This window comes from Legionella sp. D16C41 (assembly GCF_048541585.1).
Lineage (GTDB): Bacteria > Pseudomonadota > Gammaproteobacteria > Legionellales > Legionellaceae > Legionella_C.
Genome location: NZ_CP183303.1, coordinates 3,305,751 through 3,327,382, shown reverse-complemented (window position 1 = coordinate 3,327,382; position 21,632 = coordinate 3,305,751). Strand labels below are relative to the sequence as shown.

Here is a 21,632-nt window from a genome sequence, read left to right as displayed (position 1 = left end):
TGAATTTGTTCGTGGGGCTCAGTTATCTAGTTAAATCACTGAAGCCTGTGGACAAACTACAGGACGTAGTCCTGATAGGTATTCTTAAGAAATATTAAGACTAGCTAGTTTATATTCATGAGCAAGTTTATCAGCTAAACGAGTAGGCTCAGGTAAACGGTAACCTTTTGATAGTTTCAAAATCCATGCCAGAGCGCTTGCTAAATCAGCTTTATGGCCGGCTGAAATAAAAAGTGGTTTCACATTGAATTTATTACGTAGTACCGCACCTATAATATTTTTCTGCCTATCATAAAGATAAGAATAATCGCCACGTTCATTACCTGGTTCTTGTGCATATCCATACAACTTACTTTTACCACAGCCAATAGTAGGAATATCATAAGCTAAGCCTATATGGCAGGCTAAACCAAAACGGCGTGGATGTGCAATACCTTGGCCATCACAAACAATTAAATCAGGTTTAATACTTAATTGATCTAGCGCTCTACAAAGAGCGGGTACTTCTCGGAAAGATAAAAAGCCAGGTTTGTAAGGAATATCAATTGAAGTAATTGCTTTAGTTATTTCAATAGGCTCTAAGCTTTGTGCATTTAAAAGAATTGCTATAGTAAAAGCTCGATTACTTGGATAATCGTAACCTATATCAATACCAGCTACGTAATTTACAGTTTCAGGTATAGGTTTTATTTGAATTTCTTTCGACCATTGCTTTTGATAAATAATGGCCTGTTTTACATGAAATTCATTATTGAGAACTAAATTTTCCGGGTTTTTTAAATTCATAATACCTATTAGACTTTTTATTAAGACTATCTAAAATTAAATGAAATAAGATAGCTTTAGTGAGAAGAATTAGACTTTTTCTATTATCTGTTCATAAAGTTATTTTGAATAATTTATATATCATTAAATTTGCTACCCAATCAACTTTAAGCAGTTATTAAATGGTGGAATATAATTATGTCTAATTTGAAAATATGTCAAAAGTGTGGTGCAAAAATAGAAATTGAAGATGGAGACAATCTAGAGCCCATGCAAGAGGTACTGCCAAGAGAAGAAGAGGCTATTGAACCTATTGATACTTTATGTGAAGAATGTGCTCATCAGCAAATGATTCATAAAAGCTAATTAAAAACATAATAGTGCAGCAACTAGATTAGTTACTGCACTATTATGAATATTGGCTAAAATTGCCCTGTACGATCACCACTGCGGCTAGCCATTGCAGTATCATAATAACGAGTAATAGAATCACTCCACATCTTGTCTGACATATTGGGCCAATTGTCTTTATCAAATCCGGGTGAGTTTTTTAATTGCTCTTCATTTAAAGGAATTTGAAAACAATCATGGTCTTTATTATAAGAAAAGATACTCCAAGGCATTGCAAAAAGTTTATTCCCCATTCCTAAAAAGCCACCGTAGCTTAAAACAACATAATTTACTTTTCCGCTTAGTTTATCTAGCATTAATGCTTCAATTTTACCAAGATTATCGCCTTGCATATTTTCAACTTTAACTCCAATTACATCATTTGCATTGACAACATGATTAGTATCCATTGCGATCTCCTTAATTAAAATTTCGGTTAAGTTAATTTTTACAAATTATTTCACTACAATTGCTGAACGAACAGCTCTAATACCACGAACATTTTTCGCTAAATTTGTAATATTGACTCGTTCTCTATCATTAGCTACTTCACCAGTCAAATAAACGACTCGATTTTTGGTTTCTACTTTAATGGGCCAATACTCAACTGCTTTTTTACCAAATAATTTTTCTTTTAAGATAGCGCCTTTTACCTTGGCTGTAAGCATCGTATCACTTAGAGGTGCCTTGCTATTGACGACTGATAACTGTTCTGTGTTAACTTGCCTTACCCCATCTACTGATTCTGCTAAGGCAATAGCACGCTCATATTGCATATCACTTTCAACTTTCCCGGCTAAAATAACTTGCTGATTAGTTGTTTTTACAGAGATTTTGGAGACTGGAACCAATGATGATTTAGTATATAGCGCTTTGATTTTTGCAGTAATAGCGGTATCTGTAATAACATTTTGTGTAGCATTTTCATGATGACTAACTGCTGCCTCAACGGCGAGAGGAGAAATAGTAGTCAGAGCAAAGACACCACACAATAAACTTTGTTTAAACATAGTCACTCCTTATGTTATCTAAACGTGTCCTATCTTTTAGGAATTTTTAGTCAATTTATTAGTGAAATAATTTGTCATAATTTCAAAAAACAAACTGTGACTATTTAAGTTAACATTTCTGTGACAATGATGTCAATAGATTGCTTAATTCTATCCTTAATTTCTATTTACCAAATTATAGCTAAGATAAGATTGAACTAAATTAATATAGCAACTGACTATAAGCTCTATTACAGTGTGCTTGTTAAATAAATTATCTTTAAAAGAGATTTGCTGGGGCTGATTTTTATACCTAACGCCTAACGAGTTTGCCAAATTTTTATTAATAGCCAACCCTAAGCTCTTTGGAGTACCCTGCGCACCCATCCTCCTTTAGGAACAGATGATGTGAAATAATCTAGCTAATTTAGTTCTACTTGCTCGTTAATTATACATTAAGATTGGTATGCTATCATAAATAATGGCTTATAGTTATATCTTCTGGTTATGAGTATTGAAGTACATTTCTGGTTTTCCACGACACATATATTCGGCACCAGAGTTAAAAATGCTGTAGGATCACTTTTTTCTACTCCTTTAAATGAAAATGCAGGCCATGTTAATTTTAAAATGGATATAATCGAAGGAACTCCAGCATTCTGCAAAATGCAAGAAAATAAAGGTCAGTGGATTTATGAAAAAAGCTTAGGTTATGTTGGCGAAGTAAAAAAAGACAAAAGTGCTATTGTTAGACCTGATGGTGAGACTTCTCTAACAGGAATAAATACTAAAAAGCAAAGGACTCTTAAACTTGATTATCGGCAAGCTAACAAAGTCAAAGTAAATGTTATACATCATAGTTTTTGGCCAGGGCCAAAACCTCCCATAAGTTCGATAGTTAAAGATTTATTACATTTAGTAGGCCTTACCGAGCCTTCTAAAGGAGTAGTAGCCGAGTTAAGTAGGCATGAATTGGATATGGACCGAGAAGAAACAAGTAAAAAAGCTACAACTATTGAACATCAAGCGCCGATTACATACATTGATCCGGTTATAGAAGAACAAAAATATATTAAAGAGCTTCTTAAAAAGGCGTTGATTTTGCAGCTACATGAACTTAGGGCGAAACACCAGAAAGAAGTTGACACTATTCAATTAACTAGAGCAACCCTTTTAAAACAGCTAACGGTTGAAAAAGAGCCAAAAGCAAAAGTTCTTGCTCTTAAGCTTAGCTTGTTAAAAAAAGCCTATCAAACTAATCCCGATACAAATATACAAAAAGAGATTCTAAAATATGAAGCTTTTAATCATGAAAAAAAGACACCTATAGAGCTTGAATTAAAAAAATTAGATGCAGAGCTTATAAGAGTAAATACAAATTTCAATAAACAAATCAAGGAATGTGAGTCAGAGATCCAAGAGCTCCAGTCTACAATAAAAGCTTATACTACCCATTTACAGAAATCAGATAAAGAGATAGTAGATTAAAATGAACAAGATATGCGGGAATTAATGAGCGAATATGAATTAAGGAAAACGCTTCTTGAAGAAGCAAAGCTCGTTTCTGAATTAACGGCATTTCATCAAAAGTTACAGGAAATTAATTTTAATGGAGCAGGTCAAGATAAAAGTAAAAAGCAGCAAATAGACCAGCTTATATTTAACATAGAGACTATTACAGTTAAGCTCTTAACGCTACGTGAGAATCTAGAGTCTATTAAAAGGACATTAAATGATAGTGAGTTAATTGATTCTATCGAGGATATACGACAAGATTATTTACAACGATATGATATGAGTGAAAGAGAAATAAATCATTATTTAAGCAAAAATAGGACTAAGGGTAGTCATTCTGAAGCTTGGATCACCTTACCCACAAAGGAAAGTAATTGTCCTTTTTATCTTGATGAATTAAAAATCCTTGAGGCAATTGAAAGAGAAAGAGAGCAAAATTATAGTTTCATTACCAATAATTGTGTAAGTAGTGTCAAGCGCTGTTTAATAGCTGGACTTACAGACAACACAAGAGCCGCTCTTAAAGCTCGAGCAGGCTTTATAGAAGATGATTTTAAAATGAACAAAATGGAAACGCCCATGGCTTTTCAAATTTGGCTAGCTAAACTTCGAGATGGCTTGCAAGAACTAAATTTTCCTAAGCAAAAAACTAGTAAAATAGAGTCACACACCTTCAAACCAGCTTGGAACTAGATTCTAAATAAATATTAAGAAAATAACTTCTCTAAAAATTAACTAATTAAAATTAAATAGAAGACTAAATTGAGCGCTACTTAGATAATAAGTTGGTTTATAAATTAAAAGAATGTTTGATTAGAAAGGATGAAATAGCTATATCTCTCTTTAACTTGAAATGATGCTAGCTAACGTTAACTAGCATCAAATAAATTATAAATTAGTGGTGTTTGTTACGAAAATCTTTAATTGCTTTTTCAGCTTCCGCACGGGTGTAGCCATAATGTTTTTGTAGTTTGCCATAAATTTCTTGTTGATTGCCTTGAAGCTCACGAAAGTCATCATCGGTCAATTTGCCCCAAACTTGTTTCATTTTACCTTTTAACTCTTCCCAGTTACCTTCAAAAATATCTTTATTCATAATAGTTCCTTGTTGTAGTTTAAAGATTAAGAAAAACAACGGGTTATTTAGGACAAATAATCAACTTAAATAATAGTTAAACTCGCTTAATTATGCAACTTAACTCGTTAAACGCTTTTAAGTAAATAAATTAGAAATATTAACAGGTACCGGTACTGATTTATTGAGCTTATAGTCAACCCAAACAACTTTGCTAATCCCTTGCGCCATTAAAGTATTTTCTTGAAATAAATCATGATCAATAATGAAACTTGAGCGGCCAAGGCTATGAATACTACTTTTAATTGTTAAAGTCGCTGGATAAACCACAGGCTTTAGAAAAGTGCAGGCAACATGAATAACCACTGGGCCTGTTTTTTGCTCTAAATTAAAATTTAAGCTTGCTAACCATTCTATTCGTGCTTCTTGAAAGTAATCGAAATAGCGGGCGTTATTAACATGGCCTAAGGCATCCATATCGCCCCAAGCGATAGCAAATGTCTTCTGATGAACAGTAATTTTTGAGTTACTCATGTAAGGTCCAATGGATCAATATCAATACTCCAACGTATGTCTTGGGCTTGTTTAGTTATTTTGATCCACTCGCGCATGCTCGTCAATGACAAATGTAGCTGTTTGCGAGAAGATGCTTTTATTAAAAGTTGCATGCGAAATAAATTGGCTTTTCTAGCTAACGGGGCTGGTGCTGGCCCTAAAATTTGTAAGCTATTGTTATTTAAGTAGGTTTTAATTGATTTTAAAAAGTGCTCAATACGCTCATTTTTTTTGTGTTGCGCGCGAATAACTGCTAAGTAATGATAAGGAGGTAACGCAGCCTGTATGCGGCTAATTAAAAGTTTTTTCGCAAACTCAGCATAGCCTTTTTGAATAAGTATATTCAATAGCGGGTGACCAGGAAGATGTGTTTGAATAATAACTTCTCCCGGGTATTCGGCACGTCCAGCACGTCCTGCTACTTGTGTTAATAATTGACCTAATTGTTCAATAGCGCGAAAATCTTGATTATAAAATCCCCAATCAGCGTCTACCACTACAACTAACGTTAATTTTGGGAAATGATGTCCTTTAGCAAGCATCTGAGTGCCAACAAGTAATTGTGCCTCCTCCCTATTAATTAATTCAAGCTTTGCCTCAAGCTCATTTTTTTTACGTATTTCATCACGATCAATACGTAAAATATTAATATTTGGGAATACCTCTGTCAGATAGTCATAAATTCTTTGCGTACCGGTCCCAATCGGAATTAGTTCTGGATTTTCACATTGCTTACAAAATTTAGGAATTGTCTGACTTAAGCCACAGTGATGGCAGATTAAGCGTCTGGTATAGCTATGCAAAGTTAAATGACTATCACAAGCTAGACAATCAACCATGAAACCACAGGCATGGCATAGCAAAATAGGCGCAAAACCACGTCGATTAATAAATACTAAGACTTGGTTTCTTTGCTGTAGATGTTTAGTAATTATCTGTAGAGAACGCTCTGCTAAACCATGTTGCATAGGTGCTGAACGTAGATCAATTAACTGATAATGCAAAGGGTTAGTCGTCAAAGCTCTATGATTTAATTGTAACAATGTATATTTTTGTTGATTACAATTATAAAGGCTTTCCAAACTTGGTGTTGCTGAACCTAAAATAATGGGTATATTTACCTGATAGGCTCGCATAAGGGCTGTATCGCGTGCTGAATAGCGCACATTGTCCATTTGTTTTAAAGAGGCATCATGCTCTTCATCAATAATGATTAGCCCTAACTTAGGCATAGGAGTAAAAATGGCTGTGCGCGTTCCAATCACTAAACGAGCGATATTATGCGCTGCAGCAAACCAAGCATTATAGCGCTGAGTTTCATTAAGCTTTGAGTGTAGCGTTACTATTTGGTTTGTAAAACGAGCGCTAAAGCGTTTCAATAACTGGGGTGTTAAGCCAATTTCCGGTACTAAAATTAAAACTTGTTTCCCTTGCGCTAGTACTTCAGTAATGATTTGCAAATATACTTCAGTTTTACCGCTGCCTGTTATTCCCTGTAAAAGGAAGCAATGATAGTTGGTTAAATGTTGTTTAATCGCTTCTACGGCAACAGCTTGTTCACTATTAAGGGTTAAGGGCTCAGTTTTTGTAGAGGACGGAGCAGGTAGTGCAAGCACTTGTTCATTTAGAATAATATTTAATTGAATCAGTTTATCTAACTGTGCTTTTGTAAATCCAGCTTGTAATAATTCACTTCTAGTCACTTTATTATTTTGTTCTAGAAAATGAATTAAAGCTCGTTGTTTAAGCGCATTTTTATTTAAAAGACTGTAAGCTTCGTTGGCTGCTAGCCTTAAAGCATAAACCTCAGTTAGAGGTGCTTGTAGAGAGTAGCCTTGGCGTAGCTTTTTAGGTACTGCTAAGGGTAAAACTTCTGATAAAGGTGATTGATAATAAGTGCTAACCCACTGATACAAATTCAGTATTTCAGCAGTTATAATAGGTTGTTTATCAATAACACTATAAATTGCTTTAAGTGGCCTAGTTACTTCTGCGCATGTAGTAGTGCCAACAATAAATCCTAAGCGCTTTTGGTTACGGAAGGGCACCCAAACCCTTGCCCCCACTTCAGGAGAAATATCCTGTGCTAAGTAATCGAAATAATCGTGATTTGTATGGGGAATACACACATGACAAATAATAATCACACGTATTTCCTTAATAATTAAGAACCTGCCTTCAAAGTCTATTAAGGTGGCCACAGGGAGTGATTTTCCTGAAGTCCATTGCTTAATACGCCTAAGTATTCTGCTACGGTCCGCAAAATTAGTCTCTTTGCCTCTCTCTATTGACTCTGAAGACAGGTTGTAAGATTTATATTGCATTTCTACTATCTTAAGCAAAAAGGTTTCTTTTTCCTGCACATTAATGAATGCTCGAAAATAAAGCCAGTTTAACTTAAGCTAACAAAATGTAAACAGCCTTAGGCTTTATTAGGACTGTTTGTCCATTCATGACTGGCAGATTGTCCGGGAGCTGAAAAAACTTTTACCACTACTTTTTCTATACGATGTTTAATTAATTCTTGTTGATCTTTAATAAGCTCATTGACAAACCAGCGAGATAGCTCTTCAACAGTGATGTTAGTTAAGGGTAGTAAAGTAACATCTTCTTTTAAAAAGGGAATTTTCTTATGATTAAAAGTAAAGTAATAATACTCAGTATCTTCACTGATAGTTAAAAAGGGTGAATACTTTGGCATTAAAAAAGTTTGGTTCAAAGAGCGACATAGTTTATGAATACGTTCTTTATAATATCGATAATCAAAAGTCATGCCGTTTTCTTCCACCCAAGTTGTCAGAGCAAGGTAAACACCATACATATGTCCATGTAATGGTTCGCGCTCTGTTGCAGAAAAGATAGTGGTATGGCCTGCAGAAAACTTCATAGATTCTTTCTGTAGCTCAACGGTAGTTAAATATTTAATCATTTATAAGCTTGCTCTTTTATCTTGTAATTGAAAACCAGTTAGAAATAGGTCTAAATTTTTAGTCAACCCCATAACTTTAAACAATTCACCCATCTCACTAGGTAGAGTTAATTTTTTTACAGCCTGCGTCGCTATAATGCGATTTCGTTCATTATCTATTTCTTCTACTAAGCTTAACAGACCGTTAGCCAGTAAAAAAGCAGCTTGATTGGTATAACCAGCAACCTGTAAATTGGCTGCAGAAGCTGCTTCTGCAACCTGAGTAAAATCAACATGAGCGGTAATATCTTGCTCACCGACATGAACTAAAAAATTAGTATGTGCTTGGTGCCTATAATGACACATCAGCGTCCCTTGATTACGATCAGGATGATAATATTCATGTCTAGGGTAGCCATAATCAATTAAAATTATGGCGCCTTGCTTAAGTATGCTACTGACTTGACTAAGCCAACTTTCAATAAATAAATTTGCCTCTGATTGATAGGGTAAGGGTAATTCAGGTAAAGCATGGTTTAGATAATTACGTAAGCGTAAATCGTTTGTAGGCTTAAAAATCTCTGTTAATTCATTTTGTTGGTTGAGGGTAATATAACTTTCTAATAATGCCTTTGCTGTCTGTATAAAACGATGTACTGGCATAGCATCTAATACTTCATTAGCAATGACAATACCATTAAAAGGCTCTGTTGGCCATTGATTGATCCATGTGACTAAATGAGCCAAATGACTTATTTCTTCATTAATTAGTTGTTTTTGCCTTGCTTGTAATGAGCCACTAACTTCTAAAATATAATAAGTATCTGGTAGACAGTTTAAATGTTCTAATCTAGTTAATAAGTCAACACATAAGCGACCCGAGCCGGCGCCAAATTCAAAAATAATAGGGTTAGTTAACAATGAAATAAGCTGCTGGCATTGATTCGCTAAAGTTTGGCCAAATAAAGGCGTTAATTCGGGTGCTGTAATAAAATCACCTTCCTTACCAAATTTAGGTAGTCCAGCACTGTAATAGCCTGCTTTAGGATGATATAAAGCAAGTTGCATAAATTCAACAAATGGAATTTCTTGGTGCTGTTGTAAATAATTATACAAGAAGCTTGATAAGTTCATTATTCGTCTACATAGTAAAATGAGGAAACATACCTTGATTTATAATAACAAACAAGCAGGCAGAGTGGCTTTAATTACTGGTGCTGCCAGGCGCATTGGCGCGGCCATTGCCCAGGAGTTGCATCAAGCTGGCTTTCAAATAGCTATTCACTGTCATCATTCTATCAATGAAGCACAGCTATTAGTTAATTTTTTAAATAATATGCGCAAAGAAAGTGCTGCAGTTTATCAAGCTGATTTAAGCAAACCAAGTGAATGTATTGATTTAGTCACGCAAGTAGTACAGTGGCAAGGCAAGTTAGATGTGTTAATTAATAATGCTTCTGGATTTAAACAAACTGATATCCGTGACCCTGGTTTAGAGGATTGGCAAGCTTTGTTTTCAGTTAATGTTCAGGCTCCTTTTCTATTAAGTCTTAAAGCTTATCCCCATTTATCTTTACAGCAAGGAGTTATTATTAACATCACCGATATCCATGCTGATAAACCATTACGTGGATATGCTGTCTATTGTCAAACTAAAGCAGCGCTTGCTATGCAAACGAAAGCATTAGCAAAAGAATTTGCTCCAACTGTACGTGTTAATGCTGTAGCGCCCGGCGCTATTATTTGGCCAGAAAAGGAAAATGCTTTAACCCCAAAAATTCAAGAGCACATTATTGAAAACACTTTACTAAAACGCCATGGTGATCCACGCTTTATTGCGCAAGCCGTTTTAGCTTTAATCGATAACCCTTTTATTACCGGACAAATATTGAATATTGATGGTGGTAGAAGCATTAGTTAATTAAAGCGAGTACGTGTTTTAATTCAAGGTGCATGTAAATCAAGCCCTGCATAAAGGTTTAAAATATCCGTGACCTTTAATTCTATCAATTTAAGAATTCTGCTGTTCTTGCGACAGGGCTCGTTTTAAGTTGATGCCATTATCTTTCTATTACAAGATTATTAATTAAAAATTGCTCAATTTCTTTTAAAGAGGTTAGCTGATAAAACATAGGCCATAATGATTTAGATAAGCTATCTCGAAAATAATAGCGCATTAAAGAACGACTCTGTAGCACTGCCTTATATTCATTTTCAAGGTTAGCTAAACCATTTAAATGATATAGAAATAGCGCTATTAACTGCTGTTTATCTAAATTTATTGACTTATTTGATAAAATTTCTTGAAAAAGTTCTGGGTTTCCTGTGCCGGCTCGAGAGATCATAAAGGCATCACATCCAGTAGTTGCTAGTGCATTTAAAGTTGTTTGGCCATCTTTTAAATCTCCATTGACAATTATTGGAATATCAATGGTTTTTTTAATTAAGCTAATTCGCTTTAAGTTACAAGGAACGTCATAATTATCAAACCATCTACGGCCATGAATAATAATTGCATCAGCGCCTGTTTTAGCAATTTTTTCTACTAATTCAATATCTTTTGCAGAATTTTCTTGTAGGCGAATTTTAACAGTCAAGGGTATTGCAATAGCTGTACGAACAGCAGTAACAATTCTAATTAACTGCTCTGGTTGTTCTAGTAAAATAGAACCTGCTCCTTTTTTACGAATCTTTGGTTTAGGGCAGCCGCAATTGATATCAATAATATTAGCGCCTAATAATTCAAGCTTTCGAGCAGCTGCAGCCATTGTATAAGGATCATTTCCAGCTATTTGGTAACAAAGAGTCGTTTCTTCAGTGGCGCGATAAAGATAGCGATCATTTGAAGTATGCTTATGAAGTACATCATAAGCTGATAGCATCTCAGAGACACAATACGCTGGGGCTTTAAAAAGCGAAAATAATTTTCTAAATGGTGCACAACTATAGCCAGCTAATGGCCCTTGAATTAGTCGATTAGGCAGCTTTAAAGATTTTAAAAAAAAAGGGGTATTTAATAAATCAGTCATAATTATTTATTTTCGCATAATTTAAGCAAATAGTAATTTAAAATCACAGAAGGTAGGCAAAAATTAATAAAAGTCCAGTAGTTTCCAGCGCGCGAAGTCTATATCTCTGCTAAATCCAAAAGTCTGGATGTTCACTCTTACTTTTACGATTTCTTAAATTAAATAAACTTAAAAATTAAGTCATGAAAAAAACCAGTACTTTCAAGTTTAATAGGTATATACTTTACTATGTAATTAATTTAAGTTAAGTAGTTTCTATAATGGAAAGACGCTATTATTCACCTGTTGAATTAATGAAAATTGCAACCCAACATGCTAATTGCGCTGATACTTTGTTAAATAAAACCTTAGAATTGCATGCACCAGGTTTAGATGAATATCAAGATTGCTTATTAGCAATAGTCTCTCTTATGTATATCGCTTTTGATTTAACATTAAAAGCCTATTTACTACATGATCATCGCCAAATCAAACAAGCTAAAAATTTATCAGAATTGCTTGAGTTAAATCGTGATCTAGTGTTTTCTGCACAAGAACAACAGCTACTTAGGTGTTTATCTAGGCAGTATGCTTTTCGTAAGGGTGTTGATTATGAGCTTTGGGAAGACAGACAACACTTTTTAATTTTTTGTCATCAAATTGTTGCTTTGTATGAAAGATTACAAACAATGATGCCACTTGAATTACAAGAAGATTACCAGTAATTAGTTATTAAGCCTACCCGCTTCCGGCAGGTAGGCAAAAGTCGTTATAACCAAGAAACATTAGTGCTTAGTTACTAAACCCTTATCAGCTTTAGTTATAGCATTATTAATTAGTTTACTTAATGCAACATAACCTTCAAAGCTAGGATGTAAATTATCAGGCAAATATTGCTGCCAATTCTTTAAAGCATAAAAATCACCGCCTACATCAACAAGCACGCAATTTGGGCAAATATTTTTTGTTTGTAACAACAGTTTATTAACGGCTTGACTATGGTCAGTATAATCATCATTTCGTGGAAGAAGCGTACTGATATAGATTTTAGCTTGCTTATTTTTCGCACTAAGCTGTTTAGCAATTTGCAAAATATTATTTACCGTCATTTCTGGCGCTACTCGATCATTAGTTCCAATGAGCAAAAAATAAGCATCAGTAGTAGGTATTTTGTTTATACGTGCTAGGACATTTTCAGTAGTATCACCACCTTCGGCATCATGGCCAAATCCAAAGGGATCAATATGACTTCCTTTAAAATCGTAAGCTAGGCCCTGATCACGCAATAAACAGCGTAAATATTTCCCATTTCCAACCCAGGTAATACTATCACCAATAGTATCTAAGGTATGCTTAAATTTTGGTTTACGAGTTGCATCATAGGCTGCTATTTCATAGGTTCCTATAGGAGGAATGTCATTATTAGCCCATGTGACAAGATAAATATTATCATTTGGTAGTGCAGAAATTAAAGAATTAATACGGAAAAACCAAGTTTTATTATTTTTAGTTAGACCGTAAAGATCATCTAGATTTGTAAAAATATTCTGTGTTAATTTAGGCGAGATAGAAGTAGCATTAACTGCTTTTAAATCTAGTATTCCCAACTTTGTTTTCATCTTAACAGGCCCATCAACAACAAGTTGGCAGGATGTAGCCGCATGTAAATTAATATTTAATAATAAATTTATTATCGTGAGAGATAAAACTAATTTTAATTTATCAAATAATGAGCAGGTTTTTAAGTAAACTAGTTTCATTTTTTTTCCTTGGTTTAATGCTAATTGTTTAAGCGTTAAAATAGCTACCTAGTATTGTTGCTGTGGCTAATTTTTGGTTATAATTTCGGCAAATAATTAAAACTTCTTTACAGTGAATCTAGTCTAAGCAACTTGGCATTCTTTAAATTTCAAGATACGATTATCTTTTTTTGCATATGGTAAAAGAAATGGAGCAGTTAGACCTTAGCAAGATAGAAATGATACAACAGCAAATTTTGCAATTAAATAATTATCTTAATCAACGTATTCTTGGTCAACGAGAGTTAGTATCGCGTTTGTTAATTGCTCTCCTTGCCGATGGACATTTGCTTGTTGAAGGAGCACCGGGGCTTGCTAAAACACGAGCCGTAAAAGAGTTATCTGCCGTTGTTGAGGGTAGGTTTCATCGTATTCAATTTACACCAGATTTATTACCGGGTGATTTAACAGGTACAGATATTTTTCATCCTCAAGATGGGTCTTTCGTATTTCAACCAGGGCCTATTTTTCATCATCTTTTACTGGCTGATGAAATCAATCGCGCACCGGCAAAGGTGCAAGCAGCTTTACTAGAAGCTATGGCTGAAAGGCAAGTTACAATTGGCGGTAAGACTTATCCGTTACCAGAATTGTTTTTAGTTATGGCAACGCAAAACCCAATTGAACAAGAAGGAACTTATCCATTACCTGAAGCACAACTTGATCGCTTTTTAATGTATGTAAAAATTGATTATCCTGACGCTTCTGTAGAACATGATATTTTAAAATTAGCACGTCGTGAAGCGTTAGGCTTATATAATACTCAAGAAAAGTCCGAATTTAATATTCGACCGCTAGACCAGCGGACACTTTTTATAGCACGGCAACAAGTCTTAAATGTACATATGAGTGAGGCATTAGAAAACTACCTTGTACAACTTGTTGTTGCGACCCGCAATCCTAATGTTTATAGCAGTGAATTAGGTCGCTGGTTACGTTTCGGGGCAAGTCCACGAGCAACGATAGCTCTAGATCGTTGTTCTAAAGCGCATGCCTGGCTTTCTGGTCGAGACTTTGTCACACCTGATGATATTCATACTATTGCTCATGATGTATTAAGGCATCGTATTTTATTAAGTTATGAAGCAGAAGCTGAAGGTATTAATAGTGATGATTTTATTGATTCACTATTACGTTTAGTAGCAATTCCTTAGGAAGAGTATGGCTGACGGAATTATTACAGAGCTTAATGAATTAATTGCGTTAAAGCGCCTGGTTAATCGAAAGCGCAATTATATAGCAGCTAAAGCAGTAAAAGCTGGTAATCATCTTTCTCGTATTCGTGGGCGAGGTATGGACTTTGCTGAGGCTAGACATTATCAAGCCGGTGATGAAATACGGCATATGGAGTGGCGGGTAACTGCTCGTACTGGGCGGCCACATATTAAAGTTTATGAAGAAGAAAGGGAGAGGCCAGTTATTTTGCTGGTTGACTTTAACCCTTCTATGTATTTCGGGACGCGATACGCTTTTAAATCAGTTATTGCTGCGCGTTTAGCGGCATTAATTGCTTGGGCTGCAATTAATCAAGAAGACAGATTAGGCGCACTGCTATTTTCGCCCAAAGAGCATAGTGAATTTATGCCTAAAGCTCGTGAGATGGGTGTTCTGCCCATTTTAGCAGCGCTTACTCATTATACAAAGCAGTTTCGCCACCTACAAAATGAAAATCAGGCAGTACCTTTAAATAAAATTTTAAGTAAATTACATCATATTATTAGGCCAGGAAGTCTTATTATTTTAATTAGTGATTTTTATGAATTAAATAATGAATGTGAATCTCACTTACGACGTTTAAAAATTAGTAATGATTTACTTGCTTATCATATTTGTGATCCATTAGAACTTTCGCCACCAAAACCAGCTTTATACGCTATTACAGATGGTAAAAAAGAGCTATTGTTAGATACAACTTATGCGAAGTTACAACAAGGTTATCAAAATTGGTGCGATAGACAGCAATCTGCTATTCAGACTAACTTAAAACGCTTACAAATTCCTTATTCACAATTAACTGCTGAGACAGATTTACCCCAGTTAGTTAATGTAACCTTTCCCCGGAGGCAACGTGGCTGATCCGGTATTAGCTAAATTGCATGATATTCATTTACCTAACCCTATAGGTTGGTGGCCTCTGGCGCCTGGTTGGTATATTTTAATTGGCTTAATTATAATCATTGTTAGTCTACTCATAACAATAGCGTATCGTTATTACAAATATGGACGAGCTAAACGACAAGCTTACCAATTATTAGCAAAGTATGAACAAGACTATTTACAAAATAGTGATACTTCTACTACTTGTGCAAAGGTTTCTGAATTATTACGCCGAGTTGCCCTAGCTTATTTTCCGCGGCAAGAGGTCGCTAGCTTGCAAGGTGAAGCTTGGATCAATTTTTTAAATAATTCATCTAAAGATATTAATTTTAATGCAGTTCGCCAATATTTATTGGAGATGCCTTATCAAAATCAAAGTCAAAAAGCTAACTTAAAACCCTTATTTACTCGCGCCTATGCCTGGATAAAACAGCGAGGTATACCATGTTCGAATTAGCGCTACCTTGGCTTTTAATATTTATTATATTGCCATTTTTTATATGGCTTCTTCTTCGACCTGCTACTTTAATTTTACCAGCAGCATTAAAACTTCCTTTTTATAAAGCGCTAGAATCGATAATTGATACAGATAAATTAGCACTAGCAAAACCTGCTCAAGTTGGTTTGTTTTTTCTTATTTGGTCTTTAATTGTTTTGGCAGCCGCCGGACCACGTTGGGTAGGCGAGCCAATACCTCTAGCTCGCGAAGGGCGTAATATTATGATGGTCCTTGATTTATCCGGTAGCATGGAACTAAACGATATGCTGCTCAATGGTCAACCTGTTAGCCGATTGACAGTAGTAAGACAGGCTGCAAAAACGTTTGTGCGATCTAGAGTGGGCGATCGTATTGGATTAATTTTATTTGGTAGTCAAGCCTATTTGCAGACACCATTAACTTTTGATAGACATAATGTCTTAATGCGTCTTGACGATGCAACAGTTGGATTAGCTGGTAAAACAACATCTATCGGCGATGCATTAGGTTTAGCTGTCAAGCGATTACAAGACGTTCCACCAGCAAGTAGAGTTATTATATTATTAACTGATGGTGCAAATAATTCTGGTGTGTTAGCACCGTTAAAGGCGGCTGAATTAGCAAAGCAAGATAAGATAAAAGTTTATACGATTGGACTTGGCTCAGACGCAGAAATACCAGTGCCTAATGACCCTTTTTTCACCTTTAATGCCGGGGCTGATCTAGATGAACAAACTCTCAAAGAGGTAGCCAACCTTACAGGTGGTCGTTATTTTCGTGCCACTGATCCTGAATCGTTGCAAGCAATTTATCATACTATCAATAAATTAGAGACAACAGCACAAGAACAAGCGACGGTGCGCCCACAAAAAGAGTACTACCCCTGGCCTTTAGGGATCGCATTATTATTATTTTTCTATTGGTTAAGTGAAAGAGCAGGCTTATTTAAGCTATTTCATCTACCTTTGAATCGTAATTTAAATGAGGTCAATGAATGATAACGGAGTTTCACTTTCTACGCCCTTGGTGGTTAATAGCTTTATTGCCTCTAACTTTATTATACTGGCAATTACTCCGCCAAAACCCACGCTTGCAATCTTGGGGTGCAGTTTGCGACAGTCATTTATTAAATCATTTAATTAAATCTCAAGAAGTAGGCAAGCGCTATAGAAGTCTTCTCTTTTTATTATGCGCCGGTATTTTGCTAATAATTAGTTTAGCCGGACCTAGTTGGAGTCGTTTGCCGGTACCTGCATTTCAAGCAATACAGCCACGTGTTATTATCTTAGATATGTCAGAAAATATGTTAGATTCTGACTTAAAGCCAGATAGACTAAGCAGAGCTAAATTTATATTACATGACTTGCTTACTCAAACCAATGTAGGGCAGTTAGGGTTGATTGTTTTCACAGGACAACCTTTTGTTGTTTCCCCTTTAACTGATGATGCTAAAACAATTGATTCCTTGTTACCATCATTAACTCCAGAAATAATGCCTATTGGTGGTCAGAAATTGAGTGACGCACTTGATGAAGGTGCAAAACTAATTAAACAGGCTGGATTTAACGAAGGCCAGTTGCTTGTTTTAACGGCAACGCCGCCTAGCAATGAGGCGAACAATATTGCCAAAAAATTGGCCGCTCAAGGTATTGTAACTTCTATTGTACCTATGATTGCTAAAGATGCTTTGTCTCCTTTATTTTCCTCGCTTGCTAAATCTGGTAAAGGAGAAGTTTTAACTTTATCTAATGGCTCACAACTCAGACAATGGTTGGCTAAAAGTAATAAAAAGCAGAGATTTACTCAAAGTGAATATAAAGATGTTCCGATCTGGCGCGATGAGGGAAGGTGGTTTTTATTACCAGCACTTCTCTTATTATTACCAGTATTCCGGCGAGGTTGGCTGCAGAGGGTAGATTCATGACATTATTAAAGCTGTTGCTATTGTTGGTTATAACTACTAATAGCTATGCGCTAACATGGCAAGATCTTTGGATTACAAAAGATCAACAAGGCGAGAAATTAATGCAGCGCGGTCAATTTAAAAAAGCACAAACAGTATTTACAGAACCTGCTTGGCGAGCTAGCGCAGCCTATAGAGCAGGTGACTATCAAAGCGCAGCCCAAATGTTTAATAGCTTAAAAACGCCAGAAAGTTTTTATAATCAAGGTAATGCGTTAGCCCATTTAGGTAAGTACGAAGAAGCGATAAAAGCCTATAATAAGGCCTTGGCTATCAATCCCAATAATAAAGATGCTTTATATAATCGTCGCTTACTAGAAGATTTATTAAAAAAGCAAAAAGAAAAACAAACTAATTCCGAGCAAAATAAACAACAAGAAAGTAATGGTCAAAATGACCAACAAAGTAAGCAAAAACAACAATCCTCTTCTAATAATAATAAACAGCAAAATGGTCAGCAGAAAGATAGTGAACCTAAACAGCAGAATAATCAAAATAACAATTCTGATAATCAGCAAGCTAATAAGCAAAATAAGCAGCAAAATTCTTCAACAGATCAAAAAAATAATGAAGCAGAGAAGCAACAAACAGAGAATCAAGAAAATAGACAAAATCAAAAAGATAACCAGCAACAGGCTAAACAAAATCAACAAAAGCCTGATAATCAACAGGTCGCTAGTCAATCTTCCCAGGAGCAAGAAAAAGAGCAGGCAAAAGAACAATGGCTAAGGTTGATTCCAGATGACCCAGGCGGATTATTAAGAGAGAAGTTTCTTCGTGATTACATTCGTAGGCAACAGGGGTGGTATCAATGAAAAAACTAATTTTTGCAATTTTTATCATACTTTATAGTAGTATTGTCCAAGCCGAACTTAGTGTCCAAGTTGATACAGCAAAAGTTCATAAGGGAGAAGCTTTTCGTCTCATTATTAATAATGATAAAGCGCCAGCAGGCGTGCCAGACTTAGTGCCGTTGCAAGCAAATTTCACTATCGTTGGCACAGAAAGAAGCACTAATTACAGCATTATTAATGGTAATGCTACCTCTAGCAATCAGTGGGTAATCCTCTTATTGCCTAAAAAGACGGGTACTTTAACTATTCCTGCTATCCAAGTAGGTCAAGAATATACACAGCCTAAAACCATAGAAGTGGTTAATGATTCACGCACTTCTAAGTCTTCAGTAAATGATAAACAGCAGGATGTAATATTAACTGCTGAGCTTAGTAATGATCACCCCTATGTTAACGAACAAGTTATTTATACCGTTAAATTATATAATAGTCGACGCTTGCTGAACGTTAACTATCAAGGCCCACAAATTGACGATGCATTGTTAATTCCTTTGGGAGATGGGCGACGTTCCCAAGTAGTTGAAAATGGTAGAATTTATTCTGTAGAAGAACAACAGTATGCTATTTTTCCACAGAAAAGTGGTAATTTGACTATTACGCCACCAACTTTTAATGCTTTAATTTATGATGCGGTTCCCGAGCCTATTCAAGTACAGGCTTTAGAAAATAAATTAAAAGTAAAGCCTGTGCCAGCAAATTTTCAAGGAAAAAATTGGCTACCGGCTAAACAAGTTAATTTAACTGAAAAATATGATCAAGATATAAAAACGTTACAGCAAGGAAATACCTTAAGACGTACAATTACTTTACAAGCAATAGGTGCACCAGCACAATTATTACCAAACTTAGCATTCAATAGTACAGACCAATTTAGTGTTTATCCGGAAAAACTTATTGAAAAAAATAGTTTTCACCAACTGGAACTTATTGGTACAACAACTATTAATTTAACTTATTTATTAAATAAAGTTGGTAACATTACCTTACCAGCGGTGCAATTACCTTGGTTTAATACTATTACGAACAAAGTAGAAACTGCTACTTTGCCAGCCTTAACTCTAAATGTTACAGCCAATACTGACAATTCCTCTGCTAATAACACATCTAAAGACACCACATTAACATCAACCAGTGATGAACAGCAGCCTAGAACGTCTACTTTTAAAGTTAAAGATGAAACACGTGATGATTCTCAATCAATAAATCCTCTAGTTAATTCCAGCAATATTAATCTGGCTTGGTGGCTGGTAGGAGGATTAGCCTTGGCATGGATTTTAACCGTACTATTATGGTGGTGGACACAAAGTGGTATGAGAGGAGGAAGTACTGGCACTAGTAAAAAGAAACTATTTGCTCAATTAAAAAAAGCCTGCCTAACTAATAATCCCAAAAAAGCTGAAATAGCTTTACTAAATTGGGCACGTTGGCAATGGCCAGATACAGAATTCTTAAATCTTGCGGCTGTAAATAAGCTTATTAGTGATCCAGCTATAAGACGGGAAATTAGTGAATTGGCAAAAGAACTTTATCATTCTAAACAATCAAACTGGCAGGGCGAAAAATTATGGCGTTTAATTGCTAATTATAAAGTGGTTTCAACTAGTAAAATGAATAAAAATAGGCCACCATTAAAGCCACTTAACCCTATCCAATAACTTAAATAATAAGCGTGAGCAAGTAACCTAGTATTGACACTAACTAGCAGGACTTAAAGCAAGGACGTGTTAATTAGATCATTGCCAAATGATCCTGCAATAAAGGTTAGCACTTAAAGTAACATTAAACGTTTTACTCATAACTGCCATAAATTGCATATGGCTTCTGGGCCATAAAGGCCCAATACCTATCTCCATAAGACCAATGCCAGTATTCAGTTGGATAATTGATAAAGCCAACAGCAGTTAAGGCGTTGCTCATAATGGTGCGATATTTCTGTGCTTTTTGTGAAATCTTTTTTGATGCTGTCAATGACAAGGAACCATCGTCTTGCAACCAGTCTTTAGGATGAATACCCATTTCAATAGGCTTACCTAAATCATCAATTAAATAAATATCAAAAGTACCACCTGTAGAATGAGCAGGTATGTTTTGAGTGTTATCTAAATTAATTACGGGAGAAACTAATTTAGTGGTTTCTTGAAAGATTTTTTCAGTTGGCCAAGTTGGATGCTCTTTTTTAACTATATTAAAGCGTTTAGCAAAAAGTTGCTTTTGTAAATTTATGCTGCGATAGCCTTCATACAAACAAAAGTGTAAACCATGAGGTAGTAACTTTTGGGCTTGAATTAATTTCTGATAGACTGTTTTTCTTAATTTTGTGTAATCATGATTATTGGGTATTTCAGGAGAATCACCGTAAGCGATTTTCTGTTGATTTTTTAAATCAATTAAGGGTTCGTGATTATCTTTAATAGGGACTGCGAGTACACTTGGAGCTGTAATTAACACAATAGAATTATCTTTTGCATACCCTAGGCTCACAGGGAAACTTAAAAGATTAATTAAGATTAAATATAAACATAATTTAGCTTTACTCATTAAACAACTCCACTTGCACTACTAAATGAGTCTAAATTACTAGACAATTTCACCTTGTGCTAGTTAAATTGTCTATTACGCTAATTAATTCTCAGTACTGATGATGCAATTTGAATGAATGTAGGTTATAATGAAATTACTTGCATTCTAGCAATCCTAAATGAAACATTGTTACTACCAGTGCATAACATCCTTCCTTTGTATTCCAAAGTGGCATATTTATCGCGCAATAGAATCATACGATGCTTTTATTATTGGCTTGAAAGGGCAAGTGTGTGTTTAATTTAAATTGGAAAGTATAAATGTCTGCTATAGAAACTGGCCACGTTAAGTGGTTTAATGATGATAAAGGCTACGGCTTTATTAGCCGTGATAATGGTCAAGATGATGTTTTCGTTCATTTTCGCTCAATTGTGAGTGCTGCTGGTCGTAAAACACTGCTTGAAGGTCAAAAAGTAAAATTTACTGTGACCAAAGGTCCTAAAGGACTGCAGGCAGAAGAAGTAACTGCTGTTTAATCTGCTTTTTTTCATCTCCTGTCAATAGCTGTCTGTCTGTTATTGACAGGAAAGATGAGCTTGTTAGTAAAGATATTTCTAGATAAAAGCCATTTACCTTGGCTTTATCTTTCTGTAAGAACTAATGCCATATAATTTTAACACCTTTAGCAAATAATACTCGTATCCGTCTGATAAAAC

24 protein-coding genes are annotated in these 21,632 nt (G+C 35.2%); 13 read left to right on the top strand and 11 right to left on the bottom strand.

What is annotated here, in order from left to right:
• Positions 1-84: 84 nt before the first annotated feature.
• Positions 85-786, bottom strand: a complete 702-nt coding sequence (gene nfi, locus ACNVED_RS14460; RefSeq protein ID WP_419419684.1) for a deoxyribonuclease V — start codon at positions 784-786, stop codon at positions 85-87.
• 177 nt (positions 787-963) lie between these two features.
• Between nfi and ACNVED_RS14455 the strand changes: the two genes are divergently transcribed.
• Positions 964-1,131, top strand: coding sequence for a hypothetical protein (locus ACNVED_RS14455; protein WP_419419683.1), 168 nt, complete (start codon positions 964-966; stop codon positions 1,129-1,131).
• Positions 1,132-1,187: 56 nt separating this feature from the next.
• Here the strand turns inward: ACNVED_RS14455 and ACNVED_RS14450 are convergent, their stop codons facing one another.
• Both ACNVED_RS14450 and ACNVED_RS14445 read right to left on the bottom strand, forming a co-directional pair.
• On the bottom strand, positions 1,188-1,565 hold the full coding sequence (locus tag ACNVED_RS14450) for a PRC-barrel domain-containing protein (RefSeq protein WP_419419682.1): 378 nt from the start codon (positions 1,563-1,565) through the stop codon (positions 1,188-1,190).
• A gap of 45 nt (positions 1,566-1,610) precedes the next feature.
• Entirely contained in the window at positions 1,611-2,165 is a 555-nt protein-coding gene (locus ACNVED_RS14445; RefSeq protein ID WP_419419681.1) for a BON domain-containing protein, read from the bottom strand.
• 486 nt (positions 2,166-2,651) lie between these two features.
• Between ACNVED_RS14445 and ACNVED_RS14440 the strand changes: the two genes are divergently transcribed.
• Positions 2,652-3,632, top strand: a complete 981-nt coding sequence (locus ACNVED_RS14440) for a hypothetical protein (RefSeq protein ID WP_419419680.1) — start codon at positions 2,652-2,654, stop codon at positions 3,630-3,632.
• Positions 3,633-3,656: 24 nt separating this feature from the next.
• Positions 3,657-4,352 carry a hypothetical protein gene (locus ACNVED_RS14435; protein WP_419419679.1) on the top strand — a complete coding sequence of 232 codons (696 nt, stop codon included), beginning with the start codon at positions 3,657-3,659 and terminating at the stop codon, positions 4,350-4,352.
• 202 nt (positions 4,353-4,554) lie between these two features.
• Here the strand turns inward: ACNVED_RS14435 and ACNVED_RS14430 are convergent, their stop codons facing one another.
• From ACNVED_RS14430 to ACNVED_RS14410, 5 genes are all read right to left on the bottom strand, one after another.
• Positions 4,555-4,755: a CsbD family protein gene (locus tag ACNVED_RS14430; protein ID WP_419419678.1), complete on the bottom strand. Its 201-nt coding sequence runs from the start codon at positions 4,753-4,755 to the stop codon at positions 4,555-4,557.
• Between the two features lie 117 nt (positions 4,756-4,872).
• Entirely contained in the window at positions 4,873-5,268 is a 396-nt protein-coding gene (locus ACNVED_RS14425; RefSeq protein ID WP_419419677.1) for an acyl-CoA thioesterase, read from the bottom strand.
• A complete protein-coding gene (locus ACNVED_RS14420) occupies positions 5,265-7,436 on the bottom strand; it encodes a primosomal protein N' (protein WP_419419676.1) in 2,172 nt (723 codons plus the stop codon). Before ACNVED_RS14420 ends, ACNVED_RS14425 begins: the two co-directional genes overlap by 4 nt.
• A 275-nt stretch (positions 7,437-7,711) precedes the next feature.
• Positions 7,712-8,218 (bottom strand): 6-pyruvoyl trahydropterin synthase family protein, encoded by a 507-nt coding sequence (locus ACNVED_RS14415; RefSeq protein WP_419419675.1) that lies wholly within the window; start codon positions 8,216-8,218, stop codon positions 7,712-7,714.
• Entirely contained in the window at positions 8,219-9,331 is a 1,113-nt protein-coding gene (locus ACNVED_RS14410; RefSeq protein WP_419419674.1) for a class I SAM-dependent methyltransferase, read from the bottom strand. It abuts the gene before it with no gap.
• A gap of 34 nt (positions 9,332-9,365) precedes the next feature.
• Here ACNVED_RS14410 and ACNVED_RS14405 point away from each other — a divergent pair, with 34 nt between their 5' ends.
• A complete protein-coding gene (locus ACNVED_RS14405) occupies positions 9,366-10,118 on the top strand; it encodes a pteridine reductase (protein WP_419419673.1) in 753 nt (250 codons plus the stop codon).
• Positions 10,119-10,257: 139 nt separating this feature from the next.
• On the opposite strand, the gene ACNVED_RS14400 is transcribed toward ACNVED_RS14405, so the two are convergent.
• On the bottom strand, positions 10,258-11,226 hold the full coding sequence (locus ACNVED_RS14400; protein WP_419419672.1) for a tRNA dihydrouridine synthase: 969 nt from the start codon (positions 11,224-11,226) through the stop codon (positions 10,258-10,260).
• Between the two features lie 260 nt (positions 11,227-11,486).
• Here ACNVED_RS14400 and ACNVED_RS14395 point away from each other — a divergent pair, with 260 nt between their 5' ends.
• Positions 11,487-11,930 carry a hypothetical protein gene (locus ACNVED_RS14395; protein WP_419419671.1) on the top strand — a complete coding sequence of 148 codons (444 nt, stop codon included), beginning with the start codon at positions 11,487-11,489 and terminating at the stop codon, positions 11,928-11,930.
• A gap of 60 nt (positions 11,931-11,990) precedes the next feature.
• Here ACNVED_RS14395 and ACNVED_RS14390 read toward each other — a convergent pair whose 3' ends face one another.
• On the bottom strand, positions 11,991-12,965 hold the full coding sequence (locus ACNVED_RS14390; protein WP_419419670.1) for an SGNH/GDSL hydrolase family protein: 975 nt from the start codon (positions 12,963-12,965) through the stop codon (positions 11,991-11,993).
• A 188-nt stretch (positions 12,966-13,153) separates the two neighbouring features.
• On the opposite strand from ACNVED_RS14390, the gene ACNVED_RS14385 reads away from it, so the two are divergent.
• The 7 genes from ACNVED_RS14385 to ACNVED_RS14355 are packed head-to-tail and all read left to right on the top strand — an operon-like array spanning position 13,154 to position 20,051.
• Entirely contained in the window at positions 13,154-14,158 is a 1,005-nt protein-coding gene (locus tag ACNVED_RS14385; RefSeq protein WP_419419669.1) for an AAA family ATPase, read from the top strand.
• Positions 14,159-14,165: 7 nt separating this feature from the next.
• On the top strand, positions 14,166-15,080 hold the full coding sequence (locus ACNVED_RS14380; RefSeq protein ID WP_419419668.1) for a DUF58 domain-containing protein: 915 nt from the start codon (positions 14,166-14,168) through the stop codon (positions 15,078-15,080).
• On the top strand, positions 15,073-15,558 hold the full coding sequence (locus tag ACNVED_RS14375; protein ID WP_419419667.1) for a DUF4381 domain-containing protein: 486 nt from the start codon (positions 15,073-15,075) through the stop codon (positions 15,556-15,558). The genes ACNVED_RS14380 and ACNVED_RS14375 overlap by 8 nt, the downstream gene beginning before the upstream one ends.
• Positions 15,546-16,577: a vWA domain-containing protein gene (locus ACNVED_RS14370; RefSeq protein WP_419419666.1), complete on the top strand. Its 1,032-nt coding sequence runs from the start codon at positions 15,546-15,548 to the stop codon at positions 16,575-16,577. The genes ACNVED_RS14375 and ACNVED_RS14370 overlap by 13 nt, the downstream gene beginning before the upstream one ends.
• Positions 16,574-17,503, top strand: a complete 930-nt coding sequence (locus ACNVED_RS14365) for a vWA domain-containing protein (RefSeq protein ID WP_419419665.1) — start codon at positions 16,574-16,576, stop codon at positions 17,501-17,503. The genes ACNVED_RS14370 and ACNVED_RS14365 overlap by 4 nt, the downstream gene beginning before the upstream one ends.
• Positions 17,500-18,357 (top strand): tetratricopeptide repeat protein, encoded by an 858-nt coding sequence (locus tag ACNVED_RS14360; RefSeq protein ID WP_419419664.1) that lies wholly within the window; start codon positions 17,500-17,502, stop codon positions 18,355-18,357. Before ACNVED_RS14365 ends, ACNVED_RS14360 begins: the two co-directional genes overlap by 4 nt.
• Positions 18,354-20,051, top strand: a complete 1,698-nt coding sequence (locus tag ACNVED_RS14355) for a BatD family protein (protein ID WP_419419663.1) — start codon at positions 18,354-18,356, stop codon at positions 20,049-20,051. The genes ACNVED_RS14360 and ACNVED_RS14355 overlap by 4 nt, the downstream gene beginning before the upstream one ends.
• 133 nt (positions 20,052-20,184) lie before the next feature.
• Here ACNVED_RS14355 and ACNVED_RS14350 read toward each other — a convergent pair whose 3' ends face one another.
• Positions 20,185-20,934 carry a M15 family metallopeptidase gene (locus tag ACNVED_RS14350; RefSeq protein WP_419419662.1) on the bottom strand — a complete coding sequence of 250 codons (750 nt, stop codon included), beginning with the start codon at positions 20,932-20,934 and terminating at the stop codon, positions 20,185-20,187.
• A gap of 302 nt (positions 20,935-21,236) precedes the next feature.
• Between ACNVED_RS14350 and ACNVED_RS14345 the strand changes: the two genes are divergently transcribed.
• Positions 21,237-21,452: a cold-shock protein gene (locus tag ACNVED_RS14345; protein ID WP_115332360.1), complete on the top strand. Its 216-nt coding sequence runs from the start codon at positions 21,237-21,239 to the stop codon at positions 21,450-21,452.
• Positions 21,453-21,632: the final 180 nt, after the last annotated feature.

Coding starts and splice junctions, on each gene's coding strand:
- ACNVED_RS14380 (WP_419419668.1), top strand. CDS start 14,166: ATGGCTGACGGAATTATTACAGAGCTTAATGAATTAATTGCGTTAAAG.
- ACNVED_RS14400 (WP_419419672.1), bottom strand. CDS start 11,226: ATGACTGATTTATTAAATACCCCTTTTTTTTTAAAATCTTTAAAGCTG.
- ACNVED_RS14430 (WP_419419678.1), bottom strand. CDS start 4,755: ATGAATAAAGATATTTTTGAAGGTAACTGGGAAGAGTTAAAAGGTAAA.
- ACNVED_RS14395 (WP_419419671.1), top strand. CDS start 11,487: ATGGAAAGACGCTATTATTCACCTGTTGAATTAATGAAAATTGCAACC.
- ACNVED_RS14355 (WP_419419663.1), top strand. CDS start 18,354: ATGAAAAAACTAATTTTTGCAATTTTTATCATACTTTATAGTAGTATT.
- ACNVED_RS14385 (WP_419419669.1), top strand. CDS start 13,154: ATGGAGCAGTTAGACCTTAGCAAGATAGAAATGATACAACAGCAAATT.
- ACNVED_RS14410 (WP_419419674.1), bottom strand. CDS start 9,331: ATGAACTTATCAAGCTTCTTGTATAATTATTTACAACAGCACCAAGAA.
- ACNVED_RS14365 (WP_419419665.1), top strand. CDS start 16,574: ATGATAACGGAGTTTCACTTTCTACGCCCTTGGTGGTTAATAGCTTTA.
- ACNVED_RS14390 (WP_419419670.1), bottom strand. CDS start 12,965: ATGAAACTAGTTTACTTAAAAACCTGCTCATTATTTGATAAATTAAAA.
- ACNVED_RS14455 (WP_419419683.1), top strand. CDS start 964: ATGTCTAATTTGAAAATATGTCAAAAGTGTGGTGCAAAAATAGAAATT.
- ACNVED_RS14440 (WP_419419680.1), top strand. CDS start 2,652: ATGAGTATTGAAGTACATTTCTGGTTTTCCACGACACATATATTCGGC.
- ACNVED_RS14350 (WP_419419662.1), bottom strand. CDS start 20,934: ATGAGTAAAGCTAAATTATGTTTATATTTAATCTTAATTAATCTTTTA.
- ACNVED_RS14360 (WP_419419664.1), top strand. CDS start 17,500: ATGACATTATTAAAGCTGTTGCTATTGTTGGTTATAACTACTAATAGC.
- ACNVED_RS14450 (WP_419419682.1), bottom strand. CDS start 1,565: ATGGATACTAATCATGTTGTCAATGCAAATGATGTAATTGGAGTTAAA.
- ACNVED_RS14415 (WP_419419675.1), bottom strand. CDS start 8,218: ATGATTAAATATTTAACTACCGTTGAGCTACAGAAAGAATCTATGAAG.
- ACNVED_RS14345 (WP_115332360.1), top strand. CDS start 21,237: ATGTCTGCTATAGAAACTGGCCACGTTAAGTGGTTTAATGATGATAAA.
- ACNVED_RS14445 (WP_419419681.1), bottom strand. CDS start 2,165: ATGTTTAAACAAAGTTTATTGTGTGGTGTCTTTGCTCTGACTACTATT.
- nfi (WP_419419684.1), bottom strand. CDS start 786: ATGAATTTAAAAAACCCGGAAAATTTAGTTCTCAATAATGAATTTCAT.
- ACNVED_RS14425 (WP_419419677.1), bottom strand. CDS start 5,268: ATGAGTAACTCAAAAATTACTGTTCATCAGAAGACATTTGCTATCGCT.
- ACNVED_RS14435 (WP_419419679.1), top strand. CDS start 3,657: ATGAGCGAATATGAATTAAGGAAAACGCTTCTTGAAGAAGCAAAGCTC.
- ACNVED_RS14370 (WP_419419666.1), top strand. CDS start 15,546: ATGTTCGAATTAGCGCTACCTTGGCTTTTAATATTTATTATATTGCCA.